At 62.2% G+C, this 19041-nt stretch carries 15 protein-coding genes; 8 read left to right on the plus strand and 7 right to left on the minus strand.

Annotated features, from left to right (window positions below; all coding sequences use genetic code 11):
• Window positions 1-25: 25 nt before the first annotated feature.
• The 6 genes from BMY91_RS17700 to ptsP all read right to left on the minus strand — a co-directional run bounded on the left by BMY91_RS17700 (window position 26) and on the right by ptsP (window position 4365).
• The gene (locus BMY91_RS17700; RefSeq protein WP_090824300.1) at window positions 26-835 is read right to left on the minus strand and encodes an alpha/beta fold hydrolase; all 810 of its coding nucleotides are present in this window, start codon (window positions 833-835) and stop codon (window positions 26-28) included.
• On the minus strand, window positions 835-1494 hold the full coding sequence (locus BMY91_RS17705; RefSeq protein ID WP_090824302.1) for a maleylpyruvate isomerase family mycothiol-dependent enzyme: 660 nt from the start codon (window positions 1492-1494) through the stop codon (window positions 835-837). Before BMY91_RS17705 ends, BMY91_RS17700 begins: the two co-directional genes overlap by 1 nt.
• Before the next feature lie 19 nt (window positions 1495-1513).
• Window positions 1514-1765, minus strand: coding sequence for a hypothetical protein (locus BMY91_RS17710; RefSeq protein WP_090824304.1), 252 nt, complete (start codon window positions 1763-1765; stop codon window positions 1514-1516).
• An 80-nt stretch (window positions 1766-1845) separates the two neighbouring features.
• The gene (locus tag BMY91_RS17715) at window positions 1846-2253 is read right to left on the minus strand and encodes a helix-turn-helix domain-containing protein (protein ID WP_090824306.1); all 408 of its coding nucleotides are present in this window, start codon (window positions 2251-2253) and stop codon (window positions 1846-1848) included.
• A gap of 102 nt (window positions 2254-2355) precedes the next feature.
• Complete coding sequence (locus tag BMY91_RS17720) at window positions 2356-2634, minus strand: HPr family phosphocarrier protein (protein WP_090824309.1); 279 nt, start codon at window positions 2632-2634, stop codon at window positions 2356-2358.
• Between the two features lie 30 nt (window positions 2635-2664).
• On the minus strand, window positions 2665-4365 hold the full coding sequence (ptsP, locus tag BMY91_RS17725; RefSeq protein ID WP_090824311.1) for a phosphoenolpyruvate--protein phosphotransferase: 1701 nt from the start codon (window positions 4363-4365) through the stop codon (window positions 2665-2667).
• Window positions 4366-4494: 129 nt separating this feature from the next.
• Between ptsP and BMY91_RS17730 the strand changes: the two genes are divergently transcribed.
• From BMY91_RS17730 to BMY91_RS17765, 8 genes are all read left to right on the plus strand, one after another.
• Window positions 4495-5217 carry a TetR/AcrR family transcriptional regulator gene (locus tag BMY91_RS17730; RefSeq protein WP_090824313.1) on the plus strand — a complete coding sequence of 241 codons (723 nt, stop codon included), beginning with the start codon at window positions 4495-4497 and terminating at the stop codon, window positions 5215-5217.
• Window positions 5218-5283: 66 nt separating this feature from the next.
• Window positions 5284-7299: a PTS mannitol transporter subunit IICBA gene (locus BMY91_RS17735; protein ID WP_090824316.1), complete on the plus strand. Its 2016-nt coding sequence runs from the start codon at window positions 5284-5286 to the stop codon at window positions 7297-7299.
• Window positions 7299-8447 (plus strand): mannitol-1-phosphate 5-dehydrogenase, encoded by a 1149-nt coding sequence (locus BMY91_RS17740; RefSeq protein WP_090824318.1) that lies wholly within the window; start codon window positions 7299-7301, stop codon window positions 8445-8447. Before BMY91_RS17735 ends, BMY91_RS17740 begins: the two co-directional genes overlap by 1 nt.
• 514 nt (window positions 8448-8961) lie before the next feature.
• The gene (locus BMY91_RS17745) at window positions 8962-9912 is read left to right on the plus strand and encodes a siderophore ABC transporter substrate-binding protein (protein ID WP_090824320.1); all 951 of its coding nucleotides are present in this window, start codon (window positions 8962-8964) and stop codon (window positions 9910-9912) included.
• A gap of 26 nt (window positions 9913-9938) precedes the next feature.
• On the plus strand, window positions 9939-10946 hold the full coding sequence (locus BMY91_RS17750; protein WP_090824321.1) for an ABC transporter permease: 1008 nt from the start codon (window positions 9939-9941) through the stop codon (window positions 10944-10946).
• On the plus strand, window positions 10939-12006 hold the full coding sequence (locus BMY91_RS17755; RefSeq protein ID WP_256212814.1) for an iron chelate uptake ABC transporter family permease subunit: 1068 nt from the start codon (window positions 10939-10941) through the stop codon (window positions 12004-12006). Before BMY91_RS17750 ends, BMY91_RS17755 begins: the two co-directional genes overlap by 8 nt.
• Before the next feature lie 25 nt (window positions 12007-12031).
• A complete protein-coding gene (locus BMY91_RS17760) occupies window positions 12032-12790 on the plus strand; it encodes an iron ABC transporter ATP-binding protein (protein WP_090824324.1) in 759 nt (252 codons plus the stop codon).
• 285 nt (window positions 12791-13075) lie between these two features.
• Complete coding sequence (locus BMY91_RS17765) at window positions 13076-17260, plus strand: LPXTG cell wall anchor domain-containing protein (protein WP_256212815.1); 4185 nt, start codon at window positions 13076-13078, stop codon at window positions 17258-17260.
• 184 nt (window positions 17261-17444) lie between these two features.
• On the opposite strand, the gene BMY91_RS17770 is transcribed toward BMY91_RS17765, so the two are convergent.
• Window positions 17445-18905 carry an amino acid permease gene (locus tag BMY91_RS17770; RefSeq protein WP_177179946.1) on the minus strand — a complete coding sequence of 487 codons (1461 nt, stop codon included), beginning with the start codon at window positions 18903-18905 and terminating at the stop codon, window positions 17445-17447.
• Window positions 18906-19041 lie beyond the last annotated feature (136 nt).

The following is a 19041-nucleotide window of genomic DNA, read 5'->3' on the forward strand; positions in this document are numbered from 1 at the left end:
GGACCCGCCAACCCATCAAGGCCGCCTAGCCGTGGAGCGACGTCGCGGTCACGAAGCTCCGGATGGCATCCGCAACTGCGTTCGGACGCATATGCTGTGCCACGTGCCCCACCCCCGGGATCTCCACCAATCGCCCCTGTGGGACTGCCCGGGACAGCCGAAGGGACCACTCCGGGCCCGCCACATTGTCGCGGCTTCCCCGCAAAACCAGCACCGGGACCCTGATTCCAGCCAGGCGTTTTTCCGTGGGGTACGTCATCATCACCGGCAGTTCGGTGAAGTACCAGCGAGGTCCGCACCGGAGGTAGTCGGTGATGACCAACCAATTGGACGAGGGACTCTCGCGGAGCAGCCCGTCCAGCGTCAGGGCAAGCGACTGGCGCATGACGTTCTTGTGCCGTGAATCAACAACCGGGCCCATCAACACCAGTTGCCTGGCCCGTTCCGGCGCATGCAAGGCCGCTTCGATGGCAAACTGCACACCCATGGAGTGGCCCACCAGAACGTAGGAATCGATGCCGCGGGACGCGAGGGCCTCCGCAATGAACGCACCATAGTCCTCGGCAGAGAGCTGGTGGCCAGGCTTGGGAGTGCCCGCGAAGCCCGGAAGGTCCAGGGAATACGTGGGTGCGCTCGCCGCAAGGACAGAATGCAGCCGGGCCAGGTATCGGTGGGAGACCCCGATGCCGTGAATGAGCACATATGCGGGCTCGGTGCCGTGATCAGCCCCAGGGGCAGGAAAAGGCGTCCCCTTGCTCCAAACAATCCGGCCCTTCAAGCCCAATACTTCGACGTCGTCTGACAGCAGCGCAGCCGGTTTCCTCCGCGTTTTCATCAGAGTTTCCGCTGCAGGAACACCGCGGCGCCGGGGCCGCTCAGTTCGCTCTCGAGTACCGGCCGGCCGGACACCGCGAGCAGCAGCGACATGGCGGGACCTTCAACAGCCGGACCGTCCCCATGGTCGAAGGCAGTATCCGTGGCAATCAGGCGCCAGCCCTCCGCGATCTCCTTGCCCCCACCCATCTTGGTGGTGGTCCGCATTTGGTAGCCGAGGGCGGTGGCTACGTGCTCGGCGGGGTAGTCGCGACGTATGCCCAAGGGGCGGCGAATGTCCTCTCCATGAACGAACGCTTCAACCAAACGCGTGGCAAGTCCCGCCGGAGGTCCGGACGTCCGGGAAAGAACAGCACGGAATTGCGTCAGGGTCTTCCCCGGGTCCCCGGCTTTTTCACGCTCCACCCCCACGGCGTTGTCGCGGTCGAAGTCCATCCGGGCCGCGATCATCCGGCGCAGGAAACCAACACGGGTGGTTTTGGCGCTGTCGATCACATGGGCCAGGACATCATGGATGTCCCAGCCCGCACACAGGGATGGTGTTTGCCATTGGGCCGGCTCCAACGGCTCCAGATCCCGGATAAGGGCACGTCGCTCCTCATGAACCACGGGCCAAACGGTAGAGGGGGAAGTTGAAGCCATACCGCTATTGAACAGCATGGCGGCAGTTCCGGGAGGGCTATTCCCTGGTCGCGTCGTCTGATTCCGTGGGGTCCGCTGCCGGGTGTGAAGCATCAGGTGCGGAGGCCGCTTCAGCTGCGTCCCGGCGTCGGGCAATTCTCGATTCCGTCCACATGGCCACGGCCACGAACACCGTGCACGCGAACATGAAGGTTGCCACGAAGTTCAATCCCATGGCAGAGCCCAAGGGTGCGGCAAGGGCCATAGCGGCCAACCCGGCCACGATATGCCACCCTTTGAAATTGCCCACCGATCAAGCGTAACCCCGGCCTTAAGGGGTGCTGGCCCGTTGCGTGGGATCGTTGCTTGATCCTTATCACTCCGAAACTTTTAGCCGGCGTTCGCGTCATCCCTGAAGGTTTCTTCGTCCTGTTTCTTCTTCTGCGTTTCCAGCCACGCCATGATGGCGGCCTGCCGGATCCGGCGATGCGTACCGCGGTACTCCACGGGGATTTCACCGCGGTCGGTCATATTGCGCAGGTACGTGTGAGAAATGCCCGCGAGTTCCGCGGCCTGCGACGTAGTGAGCATTTCCTCCACGCTGCTGACCGTCACGGTTTCGCCCCTCCCCAGTCTCGCAAGGAGGTCGACGACGGCGTTCCTCGCCTGATCGGGCAGGCGGTGGACGGTGCCATCCACGAACACAGTGATGTCGTTGCTGTCCTCAAGGGAGCGCGCCAGATTCCGGGCGTCGTCGGCGGGGAGGCCGGCCGTGACGCGGGGAGCTATCAATGCCATGGCAGAAGCCTAGCCTGTGGCTCACCCCGATTCGGGGGTTCCCTGCAGAACATGCCGTGCGCACGGCACCGCTGGCAGGGAACCAGCGAATTGGTGAGGCCGTTACTCCGCGTCCAGGTCCGTCTCCAGGAGCTTCACCAGTGCGTCCAGCGCAGCCTCGGCGCCGTCGCCCTCTGCCCGCAGCACAACGACGTCGCCCTTGGCGGCACCGAGGGTCATGAGCGAAAGGATGCTGGCGGCGTCGAGCGCGTCATCGGCAGGTTCGCCCTGCATGGAAATGGTGACCTCCACAGGCTGCTCGCCGGCTGCCTCGGCGAACAAGGCTGCGGGGCGGGCATGCAGGCCGGAGCGGCTGGCGATGGTGGCTGTGCGTTCGGGCATGGATTTCTCCTAAAAGTCGGAAGCGAAAAGTTAGAGGCCGAGTTCTTCGAGCACGGGGAGTTTGGCGCGCACCCAATCGCGGGCCTCAAGGGCGCTGGGAGCGGAGAGCGCCAGAGTAGCCAGTTCCTGCGCCTGCTCCAGCGTGACGGTTTTCAGCACGGTCCCGACGGCGGCCAAGGAGCGCGCTGTCATGGACAGTGTGGTGACACCCAGCCCGGTCAGGACGACGGCGAGGGCGGGGTCCGCAGCTGCCTCACCGCAGACGCCCACGGGCTTGGGGTCGCCTTCGCGGCCGGAGCCCTCCTGCGCCGCGCCTTCCACGGTGAGCTGCACGAGCCGGAGGACGGCGGGCTGCCAGGGTGTGTTGAGTTCGGCGAGGGGGCCCAGCTGGCGGTCTGCGGCCATGGCGTACTGGGTGAGGTCGTTGGTTCCCAACGAAGCGAACCCGACCTCGCGAAGCACCGTGGCGGAGGTCAGGGCAGCGGAAGGAACTTCCACCATGACACCGGGTGTCTTGATACCGGCAGCGGCGCAGAGTGAGGCGAAGCGTCCCGCCTCGGCAGCCGTGGAGATCATGGGTGCCATGACCCACACATCGGCCTCGGATTCTGAATCTGCCCGTGCAATGGCTTCGAGTTGGCGCTCCAGCACACCTGGAGTGGTGAAGTCGGTGCGGTAGCCGCGAACACCCAGGGCGGGGTTGGGCTCCGTGGCGTCGGTAAGGAAGGGGAGGGGCTTGTCGGCGCCGGCATCCAAGGTGCGGAGGACAACCTTCTTGCCCGGGAACGCATCGAACACGGCCTTGTAGGCTGCGGCCTGCTCATCCACGGAGGGCTCGGTATCGCGCTCCAGGAAGCAGAACTCGGTGCGGAACAGGCCAACACCCTGGGCGCCCAAAGCGGCAGCTGCCACGGCGTCCTTGGCTCCACCGACGTTGGCGAGGAGCGGCACAAGGTGACCATCCGCCGTCGTGCCGTTTCCGTCGAATTCCGCGAGTGTCGCGGAGGTTTCGGCCCAGGCTTTGGCGGCTGCGCGCTGCTCGTCGGATGGCGCTACAGCGACGAAACCAGCCGCGCCATCGACGTAAACTTCGGACGCATCGGCAAGGTCATCAACGCCGTGCGCGGCAACCACGGCCGGCAAACCGAGCGAACGGGCGATGATCGCTGTGTGGGACTGCGGGCCGCCACCGGACGTCACCAAGGCCAGCACCACGGCGGGATTCAGCGTTGCAGTATCGGCGGGCGCGAGGTCCTCGGCCACCAGGATGAACGGCGTGTCCGAGGCAGGAATACCAGGGGCAGGGACGCCACGGAGCTCGGCCACAATGCGGGCGCGGACATCCAGGACGTCGGTGGCGCGCTCTGCCATGTAGCCGCCCAGGTTGTGCAGCATTTCGGAGACGGAGGCGCCGGCTTCCCAGATGGCCCGCTCAGCAGAGGAACCGGCGTTGATGAGCTTGGCCGCCGATTTCAGGAGCATGGTGTCCTTGGCCATGAGGGCAGTGGCCTCAAGGACGGCCTTACCGTCGCCGGAGGCAGTATCTGCGCGGCCCTTAAGTTCGTCGTGGACGGATTGCGCGGCAGCTTTCAGGCGCGCGACGGCGTCTTCCGGACTCACGTCCGCGCCCAACCGCTCGCCCGACGGCGGTTCGCTCACCGGCTTGGGCATTTGGCGGACAGAACCAATGATGCGGCCAGGGCTTACCCCTACTCCTTGGAAATTCTGCACTGAATCCTCTGTTCCTGCTTGTTGGTTCAGACCCGCCGGCGACGGCACCGGGAGCCTCGAAAAATAGCCTACAAAATTCTGTTGTGAGCCACTTCATATAGCAACGCTATAGGTGCTAGGGTAGCGGTTATGAGTTTCGATGACCAGCTTCCGCCCAAAATTCGGTTGCTTCGCGCAGCTGCTGAATTGCTGGCGAATTCGGAGGGGTCAGCGGTCTCAACGCGCCAGATCACCAAGCTTGCCGGGGTCACGGCGCCTACGCTCTACCACCACTTTGGCGACAAAGAAGGGCTGTTCGACGCCGTCGTGTCAGCCGGCTTTGAAGAGTATGTGGCGGGTGAGCGTGACTTTGCACCGTCCGGGGAGCCCTTGGAAGATGTCCGGCGGATGTGGGATAACCACGTCCAGTTCGGACTGAGCCAACCCCATCTTTATCTGGTCATGTTCGGCAACATCAGGCCGGAAAGCCGCCCAGCAATCGTGGCCGATGCTGAAGCGCTTCTGGAAGAAATGCTGAACAAGGCCGCCATCGCCGGCCAGATCAACGTGCCTCCCCGTGAGGCGGCACGCAGCATCCTGGCGGCCAACGTGGGCGTCACGCTCATGTTGATCGCCGAACCGGTGGAAGAACGGAATCTCGAGCTCTCAACCATGACCCGGGATTCCATGGTTTTTGCTGTCTCCACGGAAACCGCCCGTGGCGCCGCAGCGGAGGACTCCGGTAAGTCCTCTGTAGTCGTTGCGGCAATCGCCCTGAATGCGGCACTGCAGGCCTCGCATTCGGACCAACTTTCCAGCTCTGAATTGAAGCTCTTCCTTGAATGGCTTCACCGCATTTCCAGCAGCTCCTAAGGCTGTTCTCTCTCGATCTATATCGACTGACCCCGCGCCGCCGCGGGACACACGTTAGGAATTCACATGGCAACAGAGACAGTTGCGAAGCCCCGCACCAGCGCCCGCGTTGGTGTCCAAAAGTTCGGAACATTCCTGTCCGGCATGATCATGCCCAATATTGGCGCCTTCATCGCCTGGGGCCTCATCACAGCCCTGTTCATCGAAAAAGGTTGGATTCCCGTGGCCGCGCTTGGTGGCTTCGGAACTGACGCCGAGGGTGTTCCCAACGTGGGCATCGTTGGCCCCATGGTCACGTACCTGCTTCCGATCCTGATTGCCTACACCGGCGGCAGGATGGTCTATGACGTCCGGGGTGGCGTGGTTGGAGCTATCGCCACCATGGGTGTCATCGCGGGTACGGACTCTCCCATGTTTATCGGCGCCATGATCATGGGCCCCCTGGGCGGCTGGACCATGAAGAAGATCGATGCCATCTGGGACGGCAAGATCCGTCCCGGCTTCGAGATGCTGGTCAACAACTTCTCCGCCGGCATCTGGGGCGCAGCACTGGCTCTTGGTGGCTTCTATGGGCTGTCCTACGTTGTCAAGATCTTCACTGACGGCGCCGGAAACGTGGTCCAGTTCCTGGTCAACAACGGCCTGCTGCCACTGACCAGCATATTCATCGAGCCCGCCAAGGTCCTCTTCCTCAACAACGCCATCAACCACGGCGTACTGACCCCGCTGGGTATCCAGCAGTCCCTGGACCAGGGCAAGTCCATCCTGTTCCTTCTGGAAGCGAACCCCGGCCCGGGCTTCGGCATCCTGCTGGCCTACATGTTCTTCGGGCGCGGCGCTGCCAAGGCGTCAGCTCCGGGCGCGGCCATCATCCACTTCCTCGGTGGCATTCACGAGATCTACTTCCCGTACGTCCTCATGAAGCCCATCCTGATCCTCGCGGCCATTGGCGGCGGCATGACGGGCATCGCAACGCTCGCCATCACCAACTCTGGTCTGGTGGCTCCCGCCGCGCCGGGTTCCATCATCGCCGTGCTGGCCCAGACCGCCCGTGACAGTTATGTTGGCGTGATCCTCGCGGTGGTGCTGGCCACAGCAGTGTCCTTCCTCATTGCCGCCGTCATCCTGCGCACGTCCAAGGACAAGGGCGACGATGATCTCTCCGCAGCCACGTCCCGCATGGAAGCCATGAAAGGCAAGAAGAGCTCCGTTTCCTCGGCACTGGTGGGCGACCGCGCAGGTGCACAGACCGGAACCGTTTTGACCCGCCCCGTCCAGAACATCGTGTTCGCCTGCGACGCCGGCATGGGCTCCAGTGCCATGGGCGCCTCGGTCCTGCGCAACAAGATCAAGGCGGCAGGCTTCCCGGACATCAAGGTTACCAACTCCGCCATCGCCAACCTGAACGACAGCTATGACGTTGTGGTCACCCATGAGGATCTGACTGAACGCGCTCAGCCGCGCACCTCCAGCGCCGTGCACTACTCGGTGGACAACTTCATGAACAGCCCGCGGTACGACGAAATCGTGGAGCTGGTCCGGAGCAGCAACAGCGAAACCGCTGCCGCCGTCGCTCCCGAAGCAGCCGTCGCTCCCGAAGCAGCGGCCCATGGTGCGCATGCCGCTGAACCGGCTGCCGCCGTCGAAGGTAAAGGGGTCCTCCTCCGCGAGAGCGTGATCCTGAACGGCACGTCCCGTGACCGTGACGCAGCGATCGACGAAGCTGGAAAGCTTCTGTTGGACCGTGGCGCCGTCGATGTCAGCTACGTCCACGCCATGCACGAGCGCGAGGAATCGGTGTCTACCTACATGGGCAGCTTCCTGGCGATCCCGCACGGCACCAACGACGCCAAGGAACACATCAACCACTCGGCAGTGTCCATCATCCGCTACCCCGAAGGCATTGACTGGGGCGGCAAGCAAGTGAAGTTCGTGGTGGGCGTGGCCGGCATCAACAACGAACACCTCCACATCCTGTCCTCGATCGCCAAGATCTTCACCAACAAGGCGCAGGTTGCCCAGTTGGAGGAAGCAGCCACGGTTGATGAAGTCCTGGAGCTGTTCGGAAAGGTCAACTCATAGTGAAGGCAGTCCATTTTGGGGCAGGCAACATCGGGCGTGGCTTCGTGGGGCTGCTGCTCCACGAGGCCGGCTATGAGGTGGTGTTCGCGGACGTAGCGGACGCCCTCATCAGCCAGCTCGCCGAGGCCAGCAGCTACAACGTGCACGAGGTAGGCGAAAACCCAGCGGTCAAGACCGTCACCGGCTTCCGGGCCCTCAACTCCGCGTCGCAGGAAGCCGCCGTAGTTGAGGAAATTTCGACGGCGGATGTGGTCACCACTGCTGTTGGGCCACACATCCTGAAGTTCGTGGCCCCGGTGATCGCGCGTGGTTTGGCAGCGCGCCCCGCATCGTTGCCGCCGCTCCAGGTGATGGCCTGCGAGAACGCCATCAACGCCACGGATCTTTTGCACACGGAGATCCGGGCGGCCTGGGACGACTCCGCCGGCGACCTGGACGCCGTCGCGGTTTTCGCCAACACGGCTGTGGACCGCATTGTGCCCAACCAGGCGCCGGGTCAGGGCCTGGATGTCACGGTGGAGACGTTCTTTGAGTGGGTCATTGACCGCACGCCGTTCGGCGACAACGTGCCGAACATTCCTGGTGCCACCTTTGTGGACGAGCTCGGCCCGTACATCGAACGCAAGTTGTTCACGGTGAACACCGGCCACGCGTCGGCGGCCTATTTCGGTTATCAGGCCGGACTGGAGAAGATCTCCGATGCTATGGCCGATCCCTCCGTGGCGGCGAAGGTCCGGGCTGTGCTGGAGGAAACCAAGGAGCTGTTGGTGGCCAAGCACGGATTCGTGGAGGCCGAGCAGGAAGCGTACGTGCAGAAGATCCTGCAGCGCTTCACCAACCCGCACCTGCCGGACACCGTGAACCGCGTGGGCCGCGCGCCCTTGCGGAAGCTCGGCCGGCACGAGCGTTTCGTCGGTCCCGCAGCTGAACTTGCCGAGCGTGGCATCACTCCCGTGGCGCTTCTTGAGGCAATGTCCGCAGCCCTTCGTTTCGACGACGGTGCCGACGATGAAGCCGTGGAGCTCGCCAGGATGCTGTCTGAGATGGACGCACCTGCCGCCGTCGAACGCATCACGGAACTGACGCCGGCGCACCCGCTGTTCCCGGCGCTGCAGAAGCTCGTGGAGGACCGGCAAGCCGAAGCCTAGACGCTCTCTCACCGTTCGGCCCGTTGGGCATAACCCTCTCTCACCGTTCGGCGTGTTTGGTTGGACGCTCTCTCACCGTTCGGCCCGTTGGGCATAACCCTCTCTCACCGTTCGGCCCGTTGGGCATAACCCTCTCTCACCGTTCGCAGGAAAGCCCGACGTCGGCACTCACCCGGGTGTCGACGTCGGGCTTTTCGCGTCGCTCGACCGCTTCGGCGGACCAGGGTGAGAGAGGGTTGGTGGGATGGGGGCGATAGGTGAGAGAGGGTTGGTGGGATGGGGGCGATAGGTGAGAGAGGGTTGGTGGGATGGGGGCGATAGGTGAGAGAGGGTCGGTGGAAAGGGGGCGATAGGTGAGAGAGGGTTTCGGTCTCCGGCGGGAGAAAAAAGGTGAGTTCGCTCACTTTTGACCACCGAAAGGCCTTTCGGTTTTGAAGTTAGCCTCACCTTACTAATAGGGTCAAAGGGCAATTAGCTAACACATCTATGACTTATTAGTGAGTGGAGTACCGGCGTGAAAAAGAGGCTGTCGAGCTACATTGGGGCACTGGCTGCAGGCGCTGCCTTGCTGACCGTTACGGCGTGTGGAGGCGGCGCCACCGCGTCCTCGCAGCCGGAAGAGGCAAGCACCATCACTATCGAGCACGCACAGGGCTCCACTTCCAACGTTCCCGTGAACCCGGCGAAGGTTGTCACGTTCGACCTCGGTGTTCTGGACACCATGAACGCGCTCGGCGTCGAGCCCACCGGTGTTCCCGAAGCCAGCTACCCGGAGGCGCTGAAGAAGTTCTCCGAAGCCAAGTACGCCAAGGTTGGCTCCCTCAAGGAGCCCGACTTCGAAGCCGTCAGCTCCGCAGCTCCGGACCTCATCATCATCTCCGGCCGCACCTCCGGCGCCTACGAAGAGTTGAGCAAGATCGCTCCCACCATCGACCTCTCCGTGGACGCCGCCAAGCCGATGGAAAGCTTCAAGGCCCAGACGGAGAAGCTCGGCAAGATCTTCAAAAAGGAAGACGAAGTCGCCTCCAAGCTCGCAGAGGTGGACAAGACGGTTGCCGACACCAAGGCCAAGGCAGCTACGGCCGGCAAGGGCTTGATCGTCCTCACCTCCGGTGGCGAAGTCACCGCGTACGGCGCCGGCTCCCGCTTCGGCATCATCCATGACGTCCTGGGCGTTCCGACGGCCGCTGAGGTCAAGTCCGAAGGCGCCCACGGCGAGGCCGTTTCCTTTGAATACATCAAGGAAACCAACCCGGACATCCTCTACGTCATCAACCGCGACACCGCAATCGGCACTGCCGGCTCCACGGCCAACCCCATCCTGGATAACGAGCTCGTGAAGTCCACCAACGCCGCCAAGAACAACAAGATCGTCAACCTCGATCCCGCTGGCTGGTACATCGTGGGCTACGGTCTGAACAACGTCCAGGCCATGGTCACCGCAGTGGCCGACTCCGTCGCCTGACAGCCCGCATCATCTGAAATCCTGACGTGACAACTACAGCCGTGCGCCCCACGGCCGCAGCAAGCCGCAACCGGACTGGCGAAACCGCCCGCCTGGTTGCGGCTGCTGCCGTTGTGCTGGTGATCGCCGTGGGCAGCATTTTCGTAGGCGTCAGCGATGTCTCGCTGCCGGCGTTGTTGGCGAACGACGCCGGGGCCTGGGAAATCTTTTGGGTCTCCCGGGTGCCGCGCACCTTGGCTGTGGTGCTGGCCGGGATGGCCGTTGCCGTTGCCGGTCTGATCATGCAACTCATGGCCCGCAACCGTTTCGTGGAGCCCTCTACCGTGGGAACAGTGGAATCAGCGACCCTCGGAATCCTGGTAGTGACAGTGTTGGCACCTGATTCTCCGATCCTCACCAAGATGGTGGTGGCTTCCGTGTTCGCCGTGCTGGGAACCGCGCTCTTCCTGGCGATCCTGCGCCGCCTCCCTGCCCGCAACACCCTGCTCATCCCGCTGGTGGGCATCATGCTGGGCGGCGTGATCGCTGCCGTCACCACATTCTTTGCCTACCGCTTCGACCTCCTCCAGACGCTCAGTAACTGGATGATCGGCGACTTCTCCGGAGTGCTGCGCGGCCGGTACGAGCTCCTGTGGATCGTCGCCGTCCTGGTTCTTGTGGGCCTTCTTGCTGCGGACCGCTTCACTGTGGCCGGCATGGGACAGGACTTCACCACCAACCTCGGTCTCAATTACGCACGCACCATGCGGCTGGGTCTGATGATCGTCTCCCTGATCTCTGCCGTTGTTGTCACCACTGTGGGTGCCGTTCCGTTCCTGGGGCTGGTGGTCCCCAACATCGTGTCCCTGCTTTTCGGCGACAACCTCCGCCGGGCCGTTCCGTGGACCGCGTTGTTCGGTGCCGCGTTCGTGCTGGTCTGCGACATCATCGGCCGAACCATCCGATTCCCCTACGAGGTGCCGGTCGGCATGGTCATGTCAGTGCTGGGTGCCGTGCTGTTCCTCATCCTGCTCCTGAGGAAGCGCAATGCCTGAAACTCCTGTGACATCAGCTCTGGCCTCGTCCGACACCCAGTTAACGCACGACGGCGGGAAGCCCGGCCGGCGGCTATGGTCGCCTTCACGCTGGCGCGATGCCATCCGCAGCACCCCACCGGGACTGGTGATCGGCATCCTGGCGATTGCCGCCGTCGTGCTTGTTGCTGTTTTCCTGACGATCGACCTCAAGGGAAACATCGCCTACATCCTGCCGCGCCGGGCCATCAAGGTGTCCGCCATGCTGTTGGTGGCCGTGGCGGTGGGAGTGTCCACGCTGCTGTTCCAGACCGTGACGGCCAACCGGATCCTGACACCGTCCATCATGGGCTTCGACTCGCTGTACATTCTGGTGCAGACGGCCCTGGCGTTCGTGGCCGGTGCCGCCACGCTGGCCACTGCGCCGTCAACGCTGAAGTTCGGGCTGGAGATCGTGCTGATGGTTGGCTTCAGCGCGTTCCTGTACCGCTGGATGTTCACCGGAGCCACACGCTCGCTGCACCTGCTGTTGCTCGTGGGAATCGTCCTGGGAACCCTGTTCCGTGGCTTTTCCTCTCTCCTGCAGCGGCTGATGGAACCCAGCGAATTCATTATTCTGCAGGACCTGTTCTTCGCCAGCTTCAACAATGTGGACCCGGCGCTCCTGGGTGTTTCCGCCTTGCTGGTGGCCCTGGTATGCGTCGGTGTGTGGCGCACGAGGCACACCCTGGACGTGCTGGCGCTGGGCCGCGAGGTAGCCATCAACGTTGGTGTCGACCACAAGCGCGTCGTGATGCGCGTCCTGTTGGCATGCTCGCTGCTCGTGGCCATTTCCACAGCGCTGGTGGGTCCGGTGACATTCTTCGGGCTTCTGGTGGTCAGCCTTGGCTACCAGTTATGCCGTGGATTCCGGCACGCGTGGCTGCTGCCAATCGTGGTGCTCATCGGTGCGATTGCGCTGGTGGGCGGACAGCTGCTCCTGGAGCGTGTGTTCGGCTTCGCCACCGCGCTGAGCGTCATCATCGAGTTCACCGGCGGCATCCTCTTCCTTTACCTGTTGCTGAAAGGCTCACTGAAATGACCGCTGAAATGAGCGGAGTCCGCCCATGATTACCGTCCGGAACGTCACCAAGCGCTACGGTGGCACCACCGTGCTGGACGACGTCAGCTGCGAGATCCCCCGCGGCGGCATCACGTCCATCATCGGCCCCAACGGCGCCGGCAAGTCCACACTGCTCTCCCTGATCAGCCGCCTGCAGCCCATGGACGCTGGGGGAGTATCCGTTGCCGGCTTGGACGTCACAGCGACGCCCAGCAGGGAACTGGCCAAGACGATGGCCATCCTTCGGCAGGAAAACCACCTGACCATGCGGTTGACCGTTCGCGATCTTGTGGCGTTTGGGCGTTTCCCGCACAGTGGCGGCCGGCCGACGGTTGAGGATCTAGTACATGTGGATCAAGCCATTGGTCAGCTTGATCTCACGTCCATGGCGGACAAGTTCGTGGACGAGCTATCCGGCGGGCAGCGCCAGCGCGCGTACATAGCGATGGTCCTGGCGCAGGACACCGAATACCTGCTACTCGATGAGCCACTCAACAATCTGGACATGAAGCATTCCGTGGAGATGATGCGGCTGCTGCGACGTCTGGCGGACGAGCTTGGCAAGACCATCGTTTTGGTGGTCCACGACATCAATTTTGCGTCCTGCTACTCGGATAACATCCTGGCCATGAAGGACGGCAGGCTCATACATCAGGGCGCACCCGCGGACATCATGCGCGCCGGAATGCTGCACGACGTTTACGACATCGACATCCGCATCGAGGAAATCGACGGCAACCGCATCGGTGTGTATTTCGCCTGACTGTTCACTCACTGTCGGCGCGTTTACCGTGTGCTTGCCTGAACGTCACGTTTCCGGGATCGCGCTCACTACCTAGGGGAAGGAGAGCGAAAGGGCTCTGCCTCAAAACCCCTGAATCGCCTCGTCTTGAGAATGTCGGACGCAGCGACCCGGGACTGATCCTAGGAGCTTCACATGTTTGCTTTACAGTCATGGGGCCTTTCCGGCCCCGGGGAAAGGAGCCCCAATTCACGAAGGGACTCTCCATACGGGGCCCGCAGAACCCGATTGCGGTTGCCGTCAGCAATGCTTGCCACGGTGGTCGCAGCAGGAACACTCATGCTGGGCGTCTCCCCGGCCATGGCGTCCTCCGGGGATTTCACGATTTCGCTCTCTGCCCCTCAAGCGGTCCCGCTGAGCCAAAACTACAATTACACTGCCACCATTGATTTTGACGGCGTTGATTCGTCGCATCCCGCAACTGGCGTGGCAATGACTACGACGCTTCCTGAAGGCACCACCTTCGCCGGACTCCCCACAGGTGACTCCTCGCCGGTGCTCAGCCACAACTACGAGCCCAGTACGCGGGCGCTCACCATGACTCTCAAGGACACTACAAAGGACCTTGTCAGCGTCGTGTACACGGTGTCCCAGGTGGATAACGAGCTTAAATATGAGGGCTATCCGCTTCGCACGGTGATGACTGGTACCGGCGGACCTGCCGGCCAAGTGACATCCGCGCCGGTCACCTCAACAATCACCGGTCCTCATGATTACCGGGCGCAGAAGACGGCCACCACGATCACGGGATCCACCCACCGCGAGGTGACGTACCGCTTCAACGTGTGCTCGGAGGAAAGCTACCTGAGTTTCTCCGCCTATGCCCAGAAACTTTCGGACGTCTTCCCCGCCGGCGCCGAGTTCGCGTCGGCCTCAACGGGCCAGGGCACCTGGGACACGAGCGCCTGGCCCCAAGCCACCTGGACCAATGACGAACGATACGACCACACGGGATATTGCCTGGACCGTACCAACACCGGCATTTGGCTGACCGTCCGGTACCCGGAGGCAGTTGTCGGCTGGGAAGACGGCCAGCGGCCTCCGGCCAACTCTGTGACGCTGGAGACCACGGACGCCCACGGTGTAGTGAGGGCAGGTACACCCGCAGCTGCACAGGGCCCTGCCTTCACTGATGCCGGTGGCGTGACGATGGCCATTGAGAAATCTTCAGGCGGCCAGACCTCCGCCGGCATGATCGCCAGAAGCACCTACGTGAATGCCTCTTACCTCGGGCCCCGGAACAGCCCCAGGGCTGACGACCTCGTTGTCACCGACAGCGGTGCAGCCGGTGGCCTGTCGGAGGAGTGGTTTCACCACAACGATGTCACCGCAATCAACGTGGCCTTTAGCCCGGTGTTGGCTACGGAAGATCTGCCATACACCATCGAGTACCAGACTGATCATTCCGATGCGTGGCAGACCTTCACAGGCGCAGGGTCCTCCACCGGTATCAATTTGGCGTTGACCGTCCAGACCACGGGTTCAAGTGGCTGGGAGACGTTCAACGGGAACAATACGCTCAACCTGCCGCCGGGCTCCGCTCTGACCGGGTGGCGCATCTCCGTTGCACCCGGCAATGAATCAGTGCCCGTCAGCTCGGAAGTGCGTGTCACTGTGGGAAGCGTGCCGGTCTTCCGCGACATCACCGAAGGTGTGCTGGCAACGAACAGCCCTGCAGGTGTTGCACCGGGACCCGTTAATAACACGGCCACACTTAAGGCAGGTGACCTGACGGGCGAGGCATCTGATGTCTTTACCCCGCTGGATTCCGTATACCTGACCACCAATGTCTCCGCTCCGTCGGTACTGAGCGTGGGTGATTCCGGCACCATCAGGGCCGGCATAGTGAACCAAAACCCATCGGAAACCTACAAGGACGCCGCGATGTCTGTGGTGCTTCCCTGCGGCGTCCAGTATGACCCGGCGAAGACCATCACGCCGATCACGGACCTTGCTGTTGGAGTGGAGCCCATCCCAACCATAGGCAACGGAGTGAAGGTGGACTCCACCCAGCGGGTCACTGATGCCAGCGGTTGTGAACTGCAGGTCATCACCTTCGCTTTCGATCAGATCAGTCCAATGCGGGACTCCCTGGAAGCTTCTGACCGACGGGTTGAAAACAGTGGATGGCAGTACGACATTCCGGTCACAGTCCTTGCCAAGGCCTACCACCCTGCCGACTCTGCAATTCAGGTCGAATCCTATGCCTACGCGGGGGACGAACGATTCGTCGGCGTTGCTGACGGGGGCACTGCCGAGCAGACAGTGGCGATGACGGGCTACTACGCCTTCTTCGGCGAAGACATCTACAACTTTGATGCTGCCCGGGAAACTGTTGCCAAAGCTACGGGCCGCGTATCGATTAACGTCGCCGGCGGTTTGCTGCTGGACAAGCTGTCCAGCCCCTCGGCAGAGGGCCCTTGGTCCCTGGATACCACCGTGGACGATGCTGCTTTCTGGCAGGTGTACGTCAACAATGTCCTGCCCAACGCCGTGACCAGGACTACCTTCTTCGATCGTTTGCCGTCGGTTGCAACCGGTGACGATTTTGACGTCGTCCTGTCTGGTGCCGTAACCGGCGCACCGGCTGGTACAACCCTGGAATACTCGATCGATGCCACAGACGCCACGTCCGGTACCTGGTCCACGGACCCGGCCAACGCCACCGCTTTCCGTGTTGTTGTGGACACCTTGGCCTCAGGGGCTGACTTCACCCTGATGATTCCCACCCGTGTGGTGGGCGATCCTCGCTTCGGCGAGACGGCAACCAACGTCCTCACGGCGGCGGGAACGTACAACGGGCAAGCAGTACAGTTCGCCACCAACCAGGCGGCTGTGAATGTTGCTGGTTCCCCCTCGTTGGGAATCGTGAAGAAGACCAATGGAACTGCCTACTCATCGGCTCCAGGTGCCATCGTCACCAAGGGTTCTGATGTTGCATGGACCTACGAAGTGACCAATACCGGCGACATTGCGCTCGCAAATGTGGCCGTCTCCGATGCGTTCACGGCAGGGGATGGAAGCAAGGGCATCTTGTCACCCACCTCGGGTGATACAGGATCGCTGGCCCCCGGAGATACCCGTATCTTCACAGCTGCTGGCTCTGCTGTTGAAGGTCAATATCACAACACAGCTACGGCAACGGCTACGGCAATTGACGCCGAAGGCACCCCGTTGGCCCAACAGCCCGCACCAGTCTCAGCCGAGTCCTGGTACCTCACCGGCCAAGCTGGCTTGTCTGTTGTGAAGACGACCAATGGTGAGGATGTTGGGTCTGCTCCGGGCCCGCAGTTGGTTCCTGGCAGTGACGTGAAGTGGGCGTTCAAGGTGATCAATACCGGCAACCTTGCGTTGACGGATGTTCTGGTTGTGGATAAGGACAGTGCCGGCAATACCGTGTTCTCCGATTCGATTCCCACGTTGGCTCCAGGTGCCTCTGTTGAGTTGTCGGCTCAGGGGAAGGCCGTGGAGGGCCAGTACAAGAACACTGTGACGGCGTCGGCAGCGGATCCCAACGGTGGGTCCGATCTGAAGGCGTCTGATGATTCCTTCTACTTCGGCGTTGTTACCGGGTTGTCTGTTGTAAAGACGACCAATGGTGAGGATGTTGGGTCTGCTCCGGGCCCGCAGTTGGTTCCTGGCAGTGACGTGAAGTGGGCGTTCAAGGTGATCAATACCGGCAACCTTGCGTTGACGGATGTTCTGGTTGTGGATAAGGACAGTGCCGGCAATACCGTGTTCTCCGATTCGATTCCCACGTTGGCTCCGGGTGCCTCTGTTGAGTTGTCGGCTCAGGGGAAGGCCGTGGAGGGCCAGTACAAGAACACTGTGACGGCGTCGGCAGCGGATCCCAACGGTGGGTCCGATCTGAAGGCGTCTGATGATTCCTTCTACTTCGGTGCCGTTCCGGGATTGACGGTGGCCAAGCTCATCTCCACTACAGAAGACGGGCCGTGGAGTGAGAATGTCACCATCGGTTCCGGTGAATCCGTTTTCTGGAAAATCAGCGTGACCAACACCGGTAACACGGTGCTGACGGACGTTCGCTTCGATGACCCCGCCGTTGGGGCCATAGAGCCGGTTGCCACTCTCGCCCCGGGCGAGACAGCAAGCCGCGTCATCGAGCAGGCCGAGGTCACTGAGTCCTACGTCAACGTAGTGGCTGTCACCGCTATGGGTCCAGGCGGGAAAGCTCCTTCCGGAAGCGATTCGAGCGAGGTCATAGTCAAAGCTGTGGCGGTTTCACCTCCCGTTGCGAGCACACTTCCGGCCCCAAGCGCACCTCCCGTCCCGAGCACACCTCCGGCCGCGAGCGAAGACTTACCGGAAACAGGGGCCACCGGGCTGATCGTCTCAGTGGTCGTTGCGTTGCTGCTTATGACCGCCGGAGGGTTGGCACTGGTAGCTGGCCGACGGCGCAAGGCGGCCTGACAAAGACCATGTCAGGCATCGCCGCTGACGGTTTCTGAGTAATGACGAAGGCCTGGTCTGCACCAGCTAAGTGCAGGCCAGGCCTTTGTCGCGCCACCAGCAGAGAGCGTGACGTGACCAAAAGCAGGGCCCGACGCCGGCACCCAAAGTGAGTGCCGGCGTCGGGCCCTACTTGCTTGAAGAGTCAGCGCGCTGCCGCGGTTTCCGCTTCCGACATCGCCTTCCATTCGGCCACGCGGGCCTGGTGCAGGGGCGACTTGCGGACAACTGCGTAGGCAAATGCGAGGATCGCGAACCAGATGGGTGTGACCAACAGGGCCGTGAGCGTATCAGGCTGGGTGGTGAGAGCCCAGACGAGGAACGCGAAGAATGCGAACACCACCCACACCATCGGAATACCACCGGGCATCTTGAACGGTGAGGCTGCGTGCTGCTCGGGCCGGCGCTTCCGGTACACCAGATAGCTGGCCAGGATGATGGACCAGACGAACATGAAACAGACAGCGGACACGGTGGTGACCATGTCGAACGCCATCCCAACGTCTTTGCCCGCGTAGAGAAGGGCGACGCCGGCCAGCAAGAGAACGCATGAGAGGAACAGCGAGTTCTGGGGTACTTTGCGGCTGGAGAGCCTGCCGAAAAGTTTGGGTGCATCGCCGTCGTTGGCCAGGCCGTAGACCATGCGTGACGTCGAGTAGATGCCTGAGTTGGCCGAGGACATGGCCGAGGTGAGCACTACCAGGTTCACTGCGGTTGCTGCCATGCCGAGGCCCGCCAGGGAGAACATGGCAATGAACGGGCTTTGCCCGGCCTTGAATTCAGTCCACGGGGTGACCGACATGAGGATGATCAAAGCGCCTACGTAGAAGAGCATCACGCGCAGGGGAATGGCATTGATGGCGCGGGGCAGGTTGTGCTCCGGATTCTTGGTTTCTGCGGCGGCGGTACCCACCAGTTCGATGCCCACGAACGCGAACACGGCAATCTGGAAGCCCGCTACGAAGCCCATGAATTCCTTGGGGAAGAAGCCGCCGTGGCTCCACAGGTTGGTGAAGCTCGCGGTGCCTGCGTTGGACTGGAAACCGGTGAAGATCATCACCAGGCCCACAACGATCAGCGCCACGATGGCGATGATCTTGATGAGGGCGAACCAGAACTCGGTTTCGCCGAAGGCCTTGACCGTGGGGAGGTTCAAGAGCAGAAGGATGATGATGGTGGCCAGGCCCGGGATCCAGAGCTGGATTCCCGGCCACAGCTCATTGGCGTAGCCGGCGATCGCGATGACGTCCGCAACGCCGGTGACTACCCAGCAGAACCAGTAGGTCCAGCCGGTGAAGAAGCCAGCCCACGGGCCCAGAAGGTCGCCCGCGAAATCGCTGAAGGACTTGTAGTTCAGGTTGGACAGCAGGAGCTGCCCCATGGCCCTCATGACGAAGAAGAGCATGAAACCGATGATCATGTACACGAAGATGACGGAGGGGCCGGCAACCGAGATGGTCTTGCCGGAGCCCATGAAGAGGCCCGTTCCGATGGCGCCGCCGATGGCCAGGAGTTGGATGTGGCGGTTGCTGAGCGAGCGTGACAGGTGGGGCTCGCTGTCCCTGCTGGAGGCGCGGAGCTGCCCCTGTGTTGTCTGATCGGACATTAGTTCAAGAACCCTTCGGAAGAACCGACACAATAGTGACGGCCGTTACAAATCTGTCCGATAAAGCTATAGCTATTGTCTGACCAATGGCGAATCGGTCTGCATGGCGAAAGCTCCCCCGTGGATAAAGGGGAGC

It is taken from the genome of Arthrobacter sp. yr096 (genome assembly GCF_900108925.1).
GTDB lineage: Bacteria > Actinomycetota > Actinomycetes > Actinomycetales > Micrococcaceae > Arthrobacter.